The organism is Aeromonas sp. QDB25 (genome assembly GCF_027707725.1).
GTDB classification, from domain to species: Bacteria; Pseudomonadota; Gammaproteobacteria; order Enterobacterales; family Aeromonadaceae; genus Aeromonas; species Aeromonas caviae.
On sequence record NZ_JAPCIZ010000008.1, the window covers coordinates 46,716 to 60,869 of the forward strand.

10 protein-coding genes are annotated in these 14,154 nt (G+C 63.5%); 9 read left to right on the forward strand and 1 reads right to left on the reverse strand.

Annotation, left to right across the window (positions count from 1 at the left end; translation table 11 throughout):
• Positions 1-357 precede the first annotated feature (357 nt).
• Positions 358-1,449: an HD-GYP domain-containing protein gene (locus PG883_RS04550; RefSeq protein ID WP_109113209.1), complete on the reverse strand. Its 1,092-nt coding sequence runs from the start codon at positions 1,447-1,449 to the stop codon at positions 358-360.
• Positions 1,450-1,715: 266 nt separating this feature from the next.
• Between PG883_RS04550 and rimO the strand changes: the two genes are divergently transcribed.
• The 9 genes from rimO (at position 1,716) to PG883_RS04595 (ending at position 14,045) form a co-directional block, all read left to right on the forward strand.
• Positions 1,716-3,044, forward strand: coding sequence for a 30S ribosomal protein S12 methylthiotransferase RimO (rimO, locus tag PG883_RS04555; protein WP_041215595.1), 1,329 nt, complete (start codon positions 1,716-1,718; stop codon positions 3,042-3,044).
• A gap of 545 nt (positions 3,045-3,589) precedes the next feature.
• Positions 3,590-5,272 (forward strand): ABC transporter substrate-binding protein, encoded by a 1,683-nt coding sequence (locus PG883_RS04560; protein WP_270806989.1) that lies wholly within the window; start codon positions 3,590-3,592, stop codon positions 5,270-5,272.
• Positions 5,273-5,389: 117 nt separating this feature from the next.
• Positions 5,390-6,373, forward strand: a complete 984-nt coding sequence (locus PG883_RS04565) for an ABC transporter permease (RefSeq protein ID WP_010673905.1) — start codon at positions 5,390-5,392, stop codon at positions 6,371-6,373.
• Between the two features lies 1 nt (position 6,374).
• Positions 6,375-7,280 carry an ABC transporter permease gene (locus PG883_RS04570; RefSeq protein ID WP_202015442.1) on the forward strand — a complete coding sequence of 302 codons (906 nt, stop codon included), beginning with the start codon at positions 6,375-6,377 and terminating at the stop codon, positions 7,278-7,280.
• Positions 7,277-8,299: an ABC transporter ATP-binding protein gene (locus tag PG883_RS04575; RefSeq protein WP_270806990.1), complete on the forward strand. Its 1,023-nt coding sequence runs from the start codon at positions 7,277-7,279 to the stop codon at positions 8,297-8,299. Before PG883_RS04570 ends, PG883_RS04575 begins: the two co-directional genes overlap by 4 nt.
• 11 nt (positions 8,300-8,310) lie before the next feature.
• Positions 8,311-9,309: an ABC transporter ATP-binding protein gene (locus PG883_RS04580; RefSeq protein WP_039040529.1), complete on the forward strand. Its 999-nt coding sequence runs from the start codon at positions 8,311-8,313 to the stop codon at positions 9,307-9,309.
• Positions 9,310-9,416: 107 nt separating this feature from the next.
• Entirely contained in the window at positions 9,417-11,144 is a 1,728-nt protein-coding gene (locus PG883_RS04585; RefSeq protein WP_270806991.1) for a glycoside hydrolase family 9 protein, read from the forward strand.
• Positions 11,145-11,248: 104 nt separating this feature from the next.
• Positions 11,249-12,121, forward strand: coding sequence for a BadF/BadG/BcrA/BcrD ATPase family protein (locus PG883_RS04590; RefSeq protein WP_161653611.1), 873 nt, complete (start codon positions 11,249-11,251; stop codon positions 12,119-12,121).
• A 67-nt stretch (positions 12,122-12,188) separates the two neighbouring features.
• Complete coding sequence (locus PG883_RS04595) at positions 12,189-14,045, forward strand: beta-N-acetylhexosaminidase (RefSeq protein ID WP_203762722.1); 1,857 nt, start codon at positions 12,189-12,191, stop codon at positions 14,043-14,045.
• The last annotated feature ends 109 nt before the right edge of the window (positions 14,046-14,154 follow it).

The window sequence follows — 14,154 nt, forward strand, 5'->3', positions numbered from 1 at the left end:
TTATTGAAATGATCAAAGTGTCACCACCGAGCCGACATCGCGGCGGAACAGGCCGCCAGAGGCGCCGCCCCGGCCATGTCGTGCCCACTAGCGGCCTCATGCCAGTCATATGGCTAATATCTGGCCTCTTTTTATAAGGCACTCTTATGACCTTACCCCGGACAATCCTCCCGTTGGCCGCCCCGCTCACCGTGGCGCCCTGCCTCGCCGCAAAGCCGCAATGCCGCAATGCCGCAGAACAACCCCGGCGCCGGATGCACCTAAAGGCGATGAAACGAGAGAGGGCCCCAGGGCCCCGCCGTCAGATGACGGGGCCTGGGGAATCCGGGAGAAACCGGGGAGGAGAGAGGGGCGCAATCAGGTGATCACGGGATCCCGATATTGCCGATGGATGGCACAAAACGCCTCCCGGCTTTGCAGCGCCGCCGCGACGCAGACAGGGTCGAACTGACTGCCGGCATGGGTCTTGAGGTATTCAAAGGCCGTTTCGAGGGGCCAGGCCTGCTTGTAGGGTCGCTCGCTGGTGAGGGCGTCAAACACATCCGCCACCGCGACGATGCGGGCTTCCAGGGGGATCGCCTCCCCCGCCAGTCCTTCCGGGTAACCCTGACCGTCGAAACGCTCGTGGTGGTAGGCGATGATGTTCTTCAGCATGTCGGTGTGATGGATGCCGTCGAGGCCGAACTCGCGGATCATCAGGGCGATCATCTCCCGTCCCTTGAAGGGGTGGGTCTTCATCACCCCGTACTCCTCGGCCGTGAGCTTGCCCGGCTTGAGCAGGATGGCGTCGGGCACCGCAATCTTGCCGATATCGTGCAGCTCGGAGAAGAGGTGAATGAACTCCACCTCCTCGTCACTCAAGGGGTAATGGGCTGCCACCTCCCGGGCGATGAACCGCGAATAGGCCGACATCCGGTGCAGGTGATTGGCGGTCTCCTCGTCCCGGTAGCGGCTGAACTCCCGCACCGTGGTCAGGGCCCCGTTCAGGGTCTGGATGGAAAAGAACTCCACCGCGATGATGGCCGCCAGGATCTGGGCATAGGCCGCCAGCTCACCGCAAATGGCGCCATCGAAGTAACCGAGCTCTTTGGCATCGCAAAACAGAAAGCCGAACAAGCGACTGTTGAGCAGCAGCGGCTCGGTATAGCTCGACGCGTACCCGGCCGCCAGCACTTTGCGGCTGTGCTCGGAGGGGGAGCCCAGCAGGGAATCCAGGGTATCGAGCACCCTGGGCTGCTGGTGCTCGGCCAGGTAGCGCAGGGAAGGCACCTCGCTCAGCCTGACCTCGTACTGCAACAGCGGCGAGCCCCCGTCCGTGCTGTGGGCAAAGGTCTTGAGCTGGTCCGTCTGCGGGTCGTAGATGGCGATCGCCACCCGGCTCAACTTGTCAAACCGCTGCCTGAGGGTGGCGTGCACATTCTGCACTTTCTCACCAAATGAACTCTCCATCCCGCACATCCTTCTGTAGGCCTGTTGGGAGTATAGTGACACCCGTTTTGCCCCTCCTGCCAAATGGTGACGGCGCACAGGGATCGTGATCCCGCCCGCACTGGCGACGGCTCCCTCCCTGCCCGTGGTCATGTCACGCCCGCCCCACACCGCGTCCCCGGGCAAAGAGATTGTTCGCTTCCGACGTGTCGGCTGTATAGTTTTTGGTTAGCCATTCCGGTAAAATCCGCGCCCTTGAATAAGAGCCACCTAAGAGTGATTGAGCGATGTCCAACACAAAACAGGCCCCCAAAGTAGGATTCGTCTCCTTGGGTTGCCCCAAAAACCTGGTCGATTCCGAACGCATCCTGACCCAGCTGCGTACCGAAGGGTACGACGTGGTGCCCAGCTATGACGATGCGGAGCTGGTGGTGGTCAACACCTGCGGCTTCATCGACAGCGCGGTGCAGGAGTCCCTGGAAGCCATCGGTGAAGCCCTGGCCGAGAACGGCAAGGTGATCGTCACCGGCTGCCTGGGTGCCAAAGAGAACCAGATCCGCGAGATCCACCCCAAGGTGCTCGAGATCACAGGTCCCCACGCCTATGAAGAGGTGCTGGGCCACGTCCACAAATACGTGGAAAAACCCACCCACAACCCCTTCACCAGCCTGGTGCCGGCCCACGGCGTCAAGCTGACCCCGCGCCACTACGCCTATCTCAAGATTTCCGAAGGCTGCAACCACCGCTGCACCTTCTGCATCATCCCCTCCATGCGCGGGGATCTGGTGAGCCGTCCCATCGGCGAAGTGCTGGCCGAGGCCAAGCGCCTGAAAGAGGCTGGCGTGAAGGAGATCCTGGTGATCTCCCAGGACACCTCCGCCTACGGCGTGGACGTCAAGCACCGCACCGGTTTCTACGACGGCATGCCGGTCAAGACCAGCATGGTGGCCCTGTGCGAAGAGCTGGCCAAGCTCGGCATGTGGGTGCGCCTGCACTACGTCTACCCGTACCCGCACGTGGATGACGTCATCCCCCTGATGCGCGACGGCAAGATCCTCCCCTACCTCGACATCCCGCTGCAGCACGCCAGCCCGCGCATCCTCAAATTGATGAAGCGCCCCGGCTCCGTCGAGCGCACCCTGGAGCGGATCCAGAAGTGGCGCGAGATCTGCCCCGAGATCACCCTGCGCTCCACCTTCATCGTCGGCTTCCCCGGCGAGACCGAGGAAGAGTTCCAGATGCTGCTGGACTTCATCGACAAGGCGGAACTGGACAGAGTTGGCTGCTTCAAATACAGCCCGGTCGAGGGTGCCAAGGCCAACGAGCTGCCGGATCCGGTGCCGGCCGAGGTGCAGGAAGAACGCTTCCAGCGCTTCATGGAGCTGCAACAGCAGGTCTCCATCCGCAAGCTGGCCCGTAAAGTGGGCAAAGAGATGCTGGTGCTGATCGACGAGGTGGACGAAGAGGGCGCCACCGGCCGCTCCGCCGCCGATGCCCCCGAGATCGACGGCCTGGTCTACCTGAACGGTGAAACCGGCCTCAAGCCCGGCGACATGGTCAAGGTCCGCATCGACGAAGCGGACGAGTACGACCTCTGGGCCAGCCTGGTGGAATAATCACGCCACTCCCCCTCAAAGCCAGTCGGTCTCACCGACTGGCTTTTTTAATGTCCGCCGCCCGTCAGGCTCTTGCATGCCCCCCTGTCATCCCCTGTCCCGCCCCTCATCACCGATCTCCCTCCCCTCCCTCTTTTCGCACGCGCCCGTGAACCAGCGCACACTTCTCTCCTGCCACATGAGCCGCTTGTTTCCTGCGCAAAAATAAGCCGTGTCAACGGGGAAAAAACGAGCACGATCCAGCTCACATTATCGTTGTAACAGGGAGTGGCAAGGTGACTTTTTACTTTGTGAGAATTAATGCAACTTTATAATTTAAAAGGATTTAAAATGCATTTTGACGATAATGACGTGCGCCGTGCAATTTTTACGATATCGACGAAATGAAGAGTTGTTGTTTTCCTGTTAATTCTGCTTTTCTAAGGGCGTTGGACGACACAACTACAAGGGTGCAAAACCTGACCAACAGCGAGGGCCGGTATCCAAGCATGCGATGTCGGTGCTCCATTCCAAAACCATGGAAGACCAATAAGAAAGGAAAAAATATGCTTGCCAAAGTATCCAAAATCGCAACCTCAGTCATGCTGGGAACTCTGCTTGCCGGTGCCACCGGTACAGCCATGGCCGCCGACAACAAGACGGTGCTGACCCTGGTTGCCCAGCAGGAAACCGCATGGGTCAAGAACTTCAACCCCTTCCTGCAAGCGGGTCTGCTCCACACCACCCGTCACTTCATCTATGAGCCGCTGGTGATCTTCAACGATATGCAGGGTGGCAAACCCGTCTATCGTCTGGCCACCCACTACGCCTTCAGCGATGATCTGAAATCCGTCACCTTCGACCTGCGCGAAGGGGTCAAGTGGTCCGATGGTGAAGCCTTCACCGCCGACGACATCCTCTTCTCCTTCAACCTGGTCAAGGCCAACAAGGCGCTGGACGAGCGCTCCATCTGGACCCAGATCAAGGGTGTCGAGAAGCTGGGTGACCACAAGGTCAAATTCGACCTGGCCGAGATCAACACCAACGTGGTGAACGACCTGGTGCTGGTGCCCATCGTGCCGGAGCATCAGTGGAAGTCGGTGAAAGACCCGGTGGCCTTCACCAACGACAAGCCGGTCGGGACCGGTCCCTTCACCGAAGTGGACAACTTCTCCGCCCAGCTTTACACCCAGTGCCGCAACCCGCACTACTGGGACAACGCCAGCCTCTCCATCGACTGCCTGCGCATGCCGCAAATGGCCACCAACGACCAGGTACTGGCCGCCGTGATGAAGGGTGACGTGGATTGGTTCGGCTCCTTCGTGCCGGACATCGAGCGCCTCTACGTCGGCAACGATCCCAAGAACAACAAGTACTGGTTCCCCGCCTCCGGCACAGTGGCGTTCAACGTCAACTTCCAGAGCAAGAACCCGGGCAACCACGAAGCCTTCAACGACATCAACTTCCGCCGCGCCTTCTCCATGGCCATGGACCGCCAGTCCATGGTGGACATCGCGGGCTACGGCTACCCCACCGTCAACGAGTACCCGTCAGGGCTTGGCAAGGCATTCGCCTCCTGGGACAACCCGGACGTCGAGAAGAAGTACGGCAAGTACAACAAGTTCGACCTGGAAGGGGCCAAGGCCCTGCTGAAACAGGCGGGCTACAAGGACTGTGACGGCGACAAGTTCCTCGACACCCCGAGCTGCAAGAAGATCGAGTTCAAGGTGCTGGTACCGAACGGCTGGACCGACTGGGTCAACACCGTCCAGATCGGGGTCGAAAGCCTGCAGGCCCTGGGCCTGAACGCCAAGACCGCCACCCCGGAAGCCACCGTCTGGACCGAGTCCCTGATCACCGGTGACTTCGACGTCGCCCTGCAGGGTTACTTTGCCGGTGCCAACCCGCACAAGTACTTCGAGACCGCTTTCCACTCCCGCAACATGGGTGAGCGCGGCAACCGCTTCGCGGCGCCCCGCTACAAGGATCCCGAGCTCGACAAGCTGATTGACGACTTCACCCAGACCGCCGATGCGGCCAAGCAGAAGGAGATCATGTTCGCCATCCAGGAGCGTGTCGGGGCCAACCAGACCATCATCCCGGTGTTCAACAACCCGACCTGGTACGAATACAGCACCAAGCGCTTCAATGGCTGGTTCAGTGCCGACAACCCGGTCGCCAAGCCGCAGGTTCACCCGGACACTCCGGAGCGTCTGCTGCACGTGCTGTCACTCAAGCCAAACAGCTAATCACCCCGGCCCCCTGCGGGGGGCCCTCTTCCCCGCCATGTCTTCCATCCCCCGCACCTGCCGGGGTTGGGGGAGCTTTGCCCGGCGCGGGGCAGGCTTGCAGTAAAAGGTATCACCATGGGATTTATACTTAGACGCTTCTCCTTCTATCTGGTCGCCTTCCTGGTGGCCGCCACCATCAACTTCCTGCTACCCAGAGCCATGCCGGGGGACCCCGTCTCCGTCATGTTTGCCCGGGCCGGCGCCATGATGGAACCCGCCGCGCTGGAAGCCCTCAAAGCCACCTTCGGTTTCGTGGACGGCCCCATCGGCACCCAGTTTCTCACCTATGTGAAGAGCGTCTTCACCTGGGATCTCGGCACCTCGGTGCGCTACTACCCCCAACCGGTTGCCGACGTCCTCGGCCGCGCCATCGGCTGGACCCTGTTCCTGGTGGGCACCTCCACCATTCTGAGCTTCTCCATCGGCTCCATCGTCGGCATCTTCGCCGCCTGGTACCGGGGCGGACGCATGGACAGCATCCTCTCCCCGCTCACCCTGGTGATGCAGGCCATCCCCCCCGTGGTGGTCTCTCTGCTCGCCCTCTTCCTGTTCGGAGTGAGCCTCGGCTGGCTGCCCATCGGCTACGCCTACAGCCCCGAGATCCCCGCCGATTTTGGCTGGGAACACATCAAGAGCATCCTGCTGCACGCCATCATGCCGGTGGGCACCCTGGCCGCGGTGCAGGTAGGGGGCTTTCTCATCACCATGCGCAACAACATGATCAACCTCCTGGGCGAGGACTACATCACCATGGCCAAGGCCAAGGGGCTCTCCAGCAACCGGGTGATCTTCAACTACGGCGCCCGCAACGCCGTGCTGCCCAGCGTCACAGCCCTCTCCATGGCACTCGGTTTCGTCATCGGCGGATCCCTCATCACCGAGGTGATCTTCAACTACCCCGGCCTGGGACTGACCCTCTATCAGGGCATCCTGGCCCGTGACTACCCCCTCATCCAGGGGCAACTGCTCATCATGACCATCACCATGCTCAGCTTCAATTTCCTGGCGGACGTGCTCTACGTCTTCCTGGATCCCCGTCTGCGTACAGGAGGCAAATAAGATGCGTATGCCGACTATCTTGAAAATCCTGCTGGGTAACAAGAAGGCCGCCTTCGGCCTCGCCATCGTGGTCACCTTCGTGCTGATGGCCCTGTTCGCCCCGCTGCTCGCCAGCAACGAACCCACCAAGCGGGTCGCCCGCCCCCACCAGCCCCCCAGCATGGAGCTGGTGATGGGTTCCAACCGCATGGGCCACGATCTCTGGGCCCAGTTCACCAACGGCGCCCGCATCTCCCTGATGGTGGGCTTCGGGGCAGGCCTGCTGGTGTGCGCCCTGGCCATCACGGTGGGCATCACCGCCGGCTACTTCGGCGGCGTGGTGGACGAGTGCCTCACCTTCCTGATGAACGTGGTGCTGGTGATCCCGAACCTCCCCCTGTTGCTGGTGCTGGCAAGCTTCATCGGAGAGGCCTCCCCCATGGTGATCGCCCTCATCATAGGGTTGACCTCCTGGGCCTATGGTGCCCGGGTCATCCGCGCCCAGACCCTGGCCCTGCGGGAGAAAGAGTTCGTCATCGCCGCCGAGGTGCTGGGTGAACCGGCCTGGCGCATCATCCTGGTGGAGATACTGCCGAACCTCATCTCCATCATCGGGGTGAGCTTCATCGGATCCATCATCTACGCCATTGTCACCGAGGCGACCCTGGAGTTCCTGGGCCTTGGCGACCCCACCGTCGTGAGCTGGGGCATCATGCTCTACAACGCCCAGACCTCGAGCGCCATCCTGGTGGGTGCCTGGTGGGAGATCCTGGCCCCCTGCTTTGCCATCGCCGCCCTGGGGGCGGGTCTCGCCATGCTCAACTTCGCCATCGACGAAATCGCCAACCCGCAACTTCGTTCCCACAAGGGCCTGCGTCGCTGGAAGCAGCTTGCCACTCCCATCACTGCTCAGGAGAAGACAGCATGAAGCCGCAACAACCCCTGCTGTCGGTGTGCCAGCTCTGTGTCGACTACATCACCGAGAGCGGCGACGTGCGCGTCGTCAATTCGGTCAGTTTTGACATCATGCCGGGTGAGGTGTTCGGCCTCGCCGGCGAGTCCGGTTGCGGCAAGTCCACGGTCGCCTTCTCGGTGGCTAGGCTGCACAAGCCGCCCGCCTACATCAGCGGCGGCGAGATCCTGTTCAAGGGAGAGAACATCCTCGCCTTCGACGACGAGCGGTTGCGCAGCTACCGCTGGCGCCAGGCGAGCGTGGTGTTCCAGTCCGCCATGAATGCGCTCAACCCCGTGCTGCGCATGGAGGAGCAGTTCTGCGACGTGCTCTTGGCCCACAACCCCGGCATGACCCGCTATGAGGCGATCAAGCGCGCCCAGGAGCTGCTGGAGATCGTCGACATCCACCCGAGCCGGCTCAAGGACTACCCGCACCAGTTCTCCGGCGGCATGCGCCAGCGGCTGGTGATCGCCATCGCCATGGCCCTCAACCCCGAGCTCTTGATCATGGACGAGCCCACCACGGCGCTCGACGTGGTGGTGCAGCGGGAGATTTTGCAGAAGGTCTATGCGCTCAAGGCGAAGTTCAACTTCTCCATCCTGTTCATCACCCACGACCTCTCGCTCATGGTCGAGTTCTGCGATCGCATCGGCATCATGTACGCGGGGGAACTGGTGGAGGTGGCGCCGGCCAAGGCGATCCTGACCGCGCCCCTGCACCCCTACACCCGGGGCCTTGGCAACTCCTTCCCCCCCCTGCATGGGCCCAAGACCGTGCTGGAGGGGATCCCTGGCAGCCCACTCAATCTGCTGGAGGTGCCGGTGGGCTGCCGCTTCCAGGCACGCTGCGCCAAGGTGCACGAGCGCTGCCGCCAGGAATACACCCGGCTGGCCGAGATCCGGCCCGGCCAACAGGCTGCCTGCCACCTTCATGAGGCAGCAGAGGAACAACCGGATCTTCCGATCCATCTGGACAAGGCCGCTGGCTGTTAAGGATGTCTGTCATGCAAATCGCCCAAACCGACGCGCCCATCATCGAGGTCCAGCACCTCTACAAGGACTTCGCCGTCAACTCCAACGCCATCAAGAGCGGCAAGATGCGGGCACTGTCCGACATCACCTTCAACCTGCACCGGGGCCGCGCCCTGGCAGTGGTGGGGGAATCCGGCTCCGGCAAGAGCACCATCGCCAAGATCATCGCCAAGATGTACAAGCTCTCCAACGGCCGCATCCTCTACCGTGGCCGCGACCTGGAGGAGTTCAACAAGGGCACCGCCCTGCTGGACTATCGCCAGAGCGTGCAGATGGTGTGGCAGGATCCGTTCGGTTCACTGAATCCGACCCACACCATCTACCACCACATCGCCCGTCCCCTGCTGCTGCACAGCAAGGTGAGCGACAAGCGGGATCTGCCCGACATGGTCTATGGCCTCCTTGAAAAGGTGGGGCTGACCCCCGCCAAGGCGACCGCGGCCAAGTACCCGCACCAGCTCTCCGGCGGCCAGCGCCAGCGGGTCAACATCGCCCGCAACCTGGCGGTGGAGGCGGAAGTGGTGCTGGCGGACGAACCCACCTCCATGCTCGACGTCTCCATTCGCATCGGCATCCTCAACCTGATGGAGCAGATGAAGAACGAGCTCGGCGTCTCCATGCTCTACATCACCCACGACATCGCCACCGCCCGCTACGTGGCGGAAGATCTGGCGGTGATGTACGTGGGTCACATGGTGGAGTGGGGAGAGGTGGACGAGATCCTGCACCACCCCCAGCACCCCTACACCCAGTTGCTCATTTCGGCGGTGCCGGATCCCGAGAAGAGCATCCACGCCGAGCTGGAGGGAGGCCGCAAGGGGGAAATCCCGCTCTGGACCCCGGAATCCCGTGGCTGTCCCTTTGCCGGGCGCTGCCATCAGGCCATGCCCCGCTGCAAGGAGAGCCTGCCCCCGGTGACCCGGCTCGCCGACAACCACTTCGTGCGCTGCTACCTCCACGAACAGGGGTAAGCAGGCCCGCGGCCGGGCGCCGTCGCCCGGCCATGCCTCGCGTCGGGGCCGCAAGGCCCCGCAATGAGCCTCGCCCGTCAGGGGCGAGCCTTCGGAGTAAGACCTTGATGGAACTTTTGATCAACCAGGTGGGTTACGAATGTCACGGGGAGAAGAGCGCCCTGCTGCAGTGCGGCGCCGACCTCGATATCCGCGGCCACGTCAGGTTGCTGCGCCAGCAGGACGACCACCTTTTGCTGGAGACGCCGCTGGTGGCAGCGGGATGCGTCCCCGGCTGGCAGGGGCGCCACTACTGGCGGGCCGATTTCTCCGCCTTCACCGAGCCCGACCACTACCGGCTGGAGGCCGTCGTGACCACGGGAGCGCAGGAGCGTCTGGTGCGATCCCCCCCCTTTGCCATCGACCGAGGGCTGCTGGCGCGCCGCTGCCTCTCCGATGTTATCCACTACTTCAAGGGACAACGCGCCAGCGGCACCTTCGACCGGGCGGACCGCAGGGCACGCCTCTTTGGCACCGATCAGCGCCGGGACGTACATGGCGGCTGGTTCGACGCCAGCGGCGACATGAGCAAGTACCTGAGTCACCTATCCTACGCCAACTACCTCAATCCCCAGCAGACCCCCATGGTGGTCTGGTCCCTGCTCAAGTGCAGGGAACTCCTGGCGACACGTCGCGATATCGACGGGATGAACCTGTGTAAACGGCTCAATGACGAGGGGCTGCACGGGGCGGATTTTCTCTGCCGAATGCAGGACGAGCGCGGCTTCTTCTACATGACCCTGTTCGACAAGTGGAGCAAGGATCCCGAGCAGCGGGAGCTGTGCGCCTATGCGACCCAGCAGGGGATCAAGTCCGCCCGCTGGCAGGCGGGTTTTCGCCAGGGGGGCGGCATGGCCATCGCCGCCCTGGCCCGCGCCGCCCGGGAACCGATTGGCGGCGACCTTGACACAAGCCAGTACGCCGAGGCGGCAAGACGCGGCTACCTGCACCTGCGCGAGCACAACCTCGCCTACCTGGATGACGGGGTCGAGAACATCATCGACGACTATTGCTCCCTGCTGGCGGCGGTCGAGCTCACCAGAACGCTGGGCGCCGAGTGGCTCGCCGAGGCGCGGGATCGGGCCGGCCGGCTGTGCGCCCGCCAGCGCGCCCACCCCGATCTCTGCCACCATTGGGCCGCCAACGACGATGGCTCTCGCCCCTACTACCACGCCGCCGAGGCGGGCCTGCCGGTGCTGGCGCTGCTGGAGTATCTCGCCATCGAGCCGGATCCGGCGCGCCAGTGGGCGGCCAGGACCGTCGCCGAGCAGGCCCTGGCGGCCGAGCTGGCCCTCGCGGCCCGGGCAGGCAATCCCTTCGCTCTCGCCCGCCAGTATGTGAAAGGGGTCGATGAGGCGCCCCGGGTGAGCTTTTTCATGCCCCACCACAACGAATCCGGTTACTGGTGGCAGGGGGAGAACGCCCGGCTGGCATCGCTGGCCACCATGGCGTTTGCTGCCGCACAGCACCTGCCCGGGCAGTGCGCACTGCTGCGCACCTTCGGCCAGCAGCAGCTCGACTGGATCCTGGGGAGAAACCCCTTCAACGCCTGCATGCTGGCGGGTCAGGGCATCAACAACCCGGAATACACCGCCGGCTACCCCAATGCACAGGGGGGGATCTGCAACGGCATCACCGCCGGCTTCGATGACGAAAATGACGTGGCCTTTATTCCAGAGGCGTACAAGGATCGGCTGGATCAGAACTGGCGCTGGGGGGAGCAATGGATCCCGCACGCCGCCTGGTTCGCCCTGGCCATCACCTGGCAGAGCGCACAAGGAGGCCACCATGATTGAGAGCGGTTCACACATCACTGGCACCGGGGAGAGTCCTGGATCCTCCATACCGCCAGCCAGGTTTACCCTGGCCATCACCTGGCAAAGCGCGCAGGGAGGCCCCCATGATTGAGTTCTGGGTCGGGGTGGATGGCGGCGGCACCCACACCCGGGCCCGCATTCGCAACAACGCAGGCAAGCTGCTCGGCGAGGGGCGCGCCGCCGGCTCCAATCTGGAGCTGGGCATCGCCCTCGCCCACGGCCATGTGCTGGCTGCCATCGATCAGGCCCGCATCGACGCGGGTCTGCCCAGAGAGAGCGAACAGCGGATGGGAGTCGGGCTCGCACTCGCCTCCGCCGAGCTCGCCGACTGCTACCACGCCATGCTGACCATGCCCTTCCCGTTTGCGCGGGTGAAGCTCACCTCCGATGCCTTTGGTGCCTGCCTCGGCGCCTTCGACGGCCAGGAGGGGGCCATCCTGATCGCGGGCACCGGCTCGGCGGGGCTCATCTACCGGGAGGGACGTCTTCGCACCTGCTCGGGTCGCGGCTTCCCCGTCTCAGATCTCGGCAGCGGCGCCTGGCTCGGGCTGCGTGCCATCCAGCAGTCCCTGCTCTGCCACGACGGCATCCTGCCCCCCAGCACCCTGGCGGTGCGTCTGATGGATCACTTCAAGCGGGATCAGGCCGAGGTAGTGCGCTGGGCTGCACGCGCCATCCCGGCCGACTATGGCAGCTTCGCCCCCTGGGTATTCGATGCCGCGAGCGACGGGGACGAGCTCGCCACCGCCCTGCTGGATGAGACCTGTGCCCAGCTCGGCATGCTGCTGGAGGGCATGACCCAGCTCGGGGCAGACCGGATCGCCCTGCTGGGCGGCATCGGCACGCGCCTCGCCCCCCGTCTGGGCCACTTCCATCTGGTCGCCCCCAAGCGCGACGCGCTGGAGGGGGCCATCCTGTTTGCCAGGACGGAGGCGCTGCCATGTCTGCATCCCTGAGCCTGGTCGGGCCGACAACACCTGCGGGACAGGTTCCCGTTTCCTTCACCCCATCAGAGGAATTCCCATGTCCGCACCCCTGATCCACACCCGGGTCGATCACCGTGACGGTGACGATGTCTGGTTTCGCTTCACCCTGAGCCAACTGCCAGCAGCCCCCTGGAAACTCCATTTCTGCCTCGCCCGCCAGATCGATCCCCACTCGATCGAAGGGGGCGCTCTGGAGCGCCAGAGCGGCAGTTACAAGGTCATGGTGCCCCACGAGGGGGTGAGCGAGCTGCGCTTCTGCTGTCGCAACACCCCGCTCAAGCATGACTCCGATATGCCCAAGGGTTTCTTCCTGAGCCTGGAGAGCAAGGGACAGCTGCAACCCCTGGTGCTGGAGGGGGAAGACCTTGGCCTGACCAACCCGCCCTCCCCGGGCCCCGACCTGCCACAGGTGGAGGCCGTCAACGGCCTCGTGCCCCAGCCCGCCCACCTGATTTATACAGAAGGCAACTTCCGGCTGGCCGAGCGGGCCCACGTCGACGGCCCCGTTCCCCTCGCCTCCCTGCTAGCCCATTTCAACGAGCTGACAGGCCTGGCCCTGACCCAGGATCATGATGCGGAGATCCACCTCGTCGAGGCGACACTTCCCCCCGAGGGGTATGAGCTCACCATCACCCCTGAGGAGATCGTCATCCGGGCCGCCGGCGAGGCGGGCTGGCGCCACGGGCTGGTGAGCCTGACCCAGTGGGCGCTGCAACACGGAGAGAGCCTGCCCTGCCTGACGGTGCGGGATGCACCGCGCTTCGGTTTTCGCGGCATCTTCCTCGACTGTGCCCGCCACTTCCACTCCATCGCCACCCTCAAGCGCCTGCTCAAGCAGATGAGCCTCTACAAGTTCAACCGCTTCCACTGGCACCTCACCGATGACGAGGGGTGGCGCCTTGAGATCAAGGCCTTCCCCCAGCTGACCGCCGTGGGTGCCTGGCGCGGCCATGGCCTGGCGGTGGGGCCCCAGCTGAGCGGCGGCCCCGACCCTTATGGCGGTTACTACACCCAGAGCGAGGTGCGCGAGCTGGTCGCCTACGCCGCCGGGCTTGGCATCACCATCATTCCGGAAATAGACATCCCGGGGCACTGTCACGCCGCCATCAAGGCGCTGCCCGAGCTGCTGGTGGAAGAGGCAGACCGCTCCCGCTACCTCTCGGTGCAATATTTCGACGACAACGTGCTTAACCCGGCCCTGCCCGGCACCTATCGATTCCTGGACGCCGTGATGGACGAGGTGTGCGATCTCTTCCCAGGGAGTCAGGTTCACATGGGGGGGGACGAAGTGCCCACCGGCGTCTGGACCGACAGTCCCGCCTGCCAGCAGCTGATGGCCGAGCAGGGGTATCAGGATTGCCGCGAGCTGCAGGGGCACCTGCTGCGCCACTGCCAGCACTACCTGGCTGGCAAGGGCAAACAGATGCTGGGGTGGGAAGAGATACTGCACGGTGACAAGGTGAGCCGGGAGGCCACCGTCTTCGCCTGGACCAGCTTCCAGGCCGGCCTGGATGCCGCCGCATCCGGTTACCCCGTGGTGATGGCGCCTGCCCAGCACCTCTATCTGGATCTTGCCTGGAGTCAGGACATCCACGAGCCGGGACTCTACTGGGCGGGTACCCTCAACCTGGCGCAGGTGCATGCATGCGATCCTGCCCCGGCCGATTTCCATGCCAACGATAACATCCTGGGGGTGCTGAGCCCCTTGTGGTCGGAACTGATCACCTCTCGCGATCGTCTCGACTACATGTTGTTCCCGCGCATGCTGGCCACGGCAGAGGTGGCCTGGAGCACTCCCGCCCGCAAGGTGTGGGAGCACTTCGTCGCCCGTCTGCCCGGCCAGCTGCACATCCTCGACCAGTTGCAAGTGCGTTACCGGGTGCCACAGAGGTAGTGTTATCTTTTTCTTTTCGGCGACCTTTTGGTCGCCGTTTTTTTACCCATCAACAACAAAAACCCAACCTAGCCCCTACTTTTCATCTGCCTTTGTTGGCAAAATAAGG

What these genes read in the sequence shown, in the direction of transcription:
- PG883_RS04550 (WP_109113209.1), bottom strand. Translation starts at nt 1,449, where the DNA reads ATGGAGAGTTCATTTGGTGAGAAAGTGCAGAATGTGCACGCCACCCTC.
- rimO (WP_041215595.1), top strand. Translation starts at nt 1,716, where the DNA reads ATGTCCAACACAAAACAGGCCCCCAAAGTAGGATTCGTCTCCTTGGGT.
- PG883_RS04560 (WP_270806989.1), top strand. Translation starts at nt 3,590, where the DNA reads ATGCTTGCCAAAGTATCCAAAATCGCAACCTCAGTCATGCTGGGAACT.
- PG883_RS04565 (WP_010673905.1), top strand. Translation starts at nt 5,390, where the DNA reads ATGGGATTTATACTTAGACGCTTCTCCTTCTATCTGGTCGCCTTCCTG.
- PG883_RS04570 (WP_202015442.1), top strand. Translation starts at nt 6,375, where the DNA reads ATGCGTATGCCGACTATCTTGAAAATCCTGCTGGGTAACAAGAAGGCC.
- PG883_RS04575 (WP_270806990.1), top strand. Translation starts at nt 7,277, where the DNA reads ATGAAGCCGCAACAACCCCTGCTGTCGGTGTGCCAGCTCTGTGTCGAC.
- PG883_RS04580 (WP_039040529.1), top strand. Translation starts at nt 8,311, where the DNA reads ATGCAAATCGCCCAAACCGACGCGCCCATCATCGAGGTCCAGCACCTC.
- PG883_RS04585 (WP_270806991.1), top strand. Translation starts at nt 9,417, where the DNA reads ATGGAACTTTTGATCAACCAGGTGGGTTACGAATGTCACGGGGAGAAG.
- PG883_RS04590 (WP_161653611.1), top strand. Translation starts at nt 11,249, where the DNA reads ATGATTGAGTTCTGGGTCGGGGTGGATGGCGGCGGCACCCACACCCGG.
- PG883_RS04595 (WP_203762722.1), top strand. Translation starts at nt 12,189, where the DNA reads ATGTCCGCACCCCTGATCCACACCCGGGTCGATCACCGTGACGGTGAC.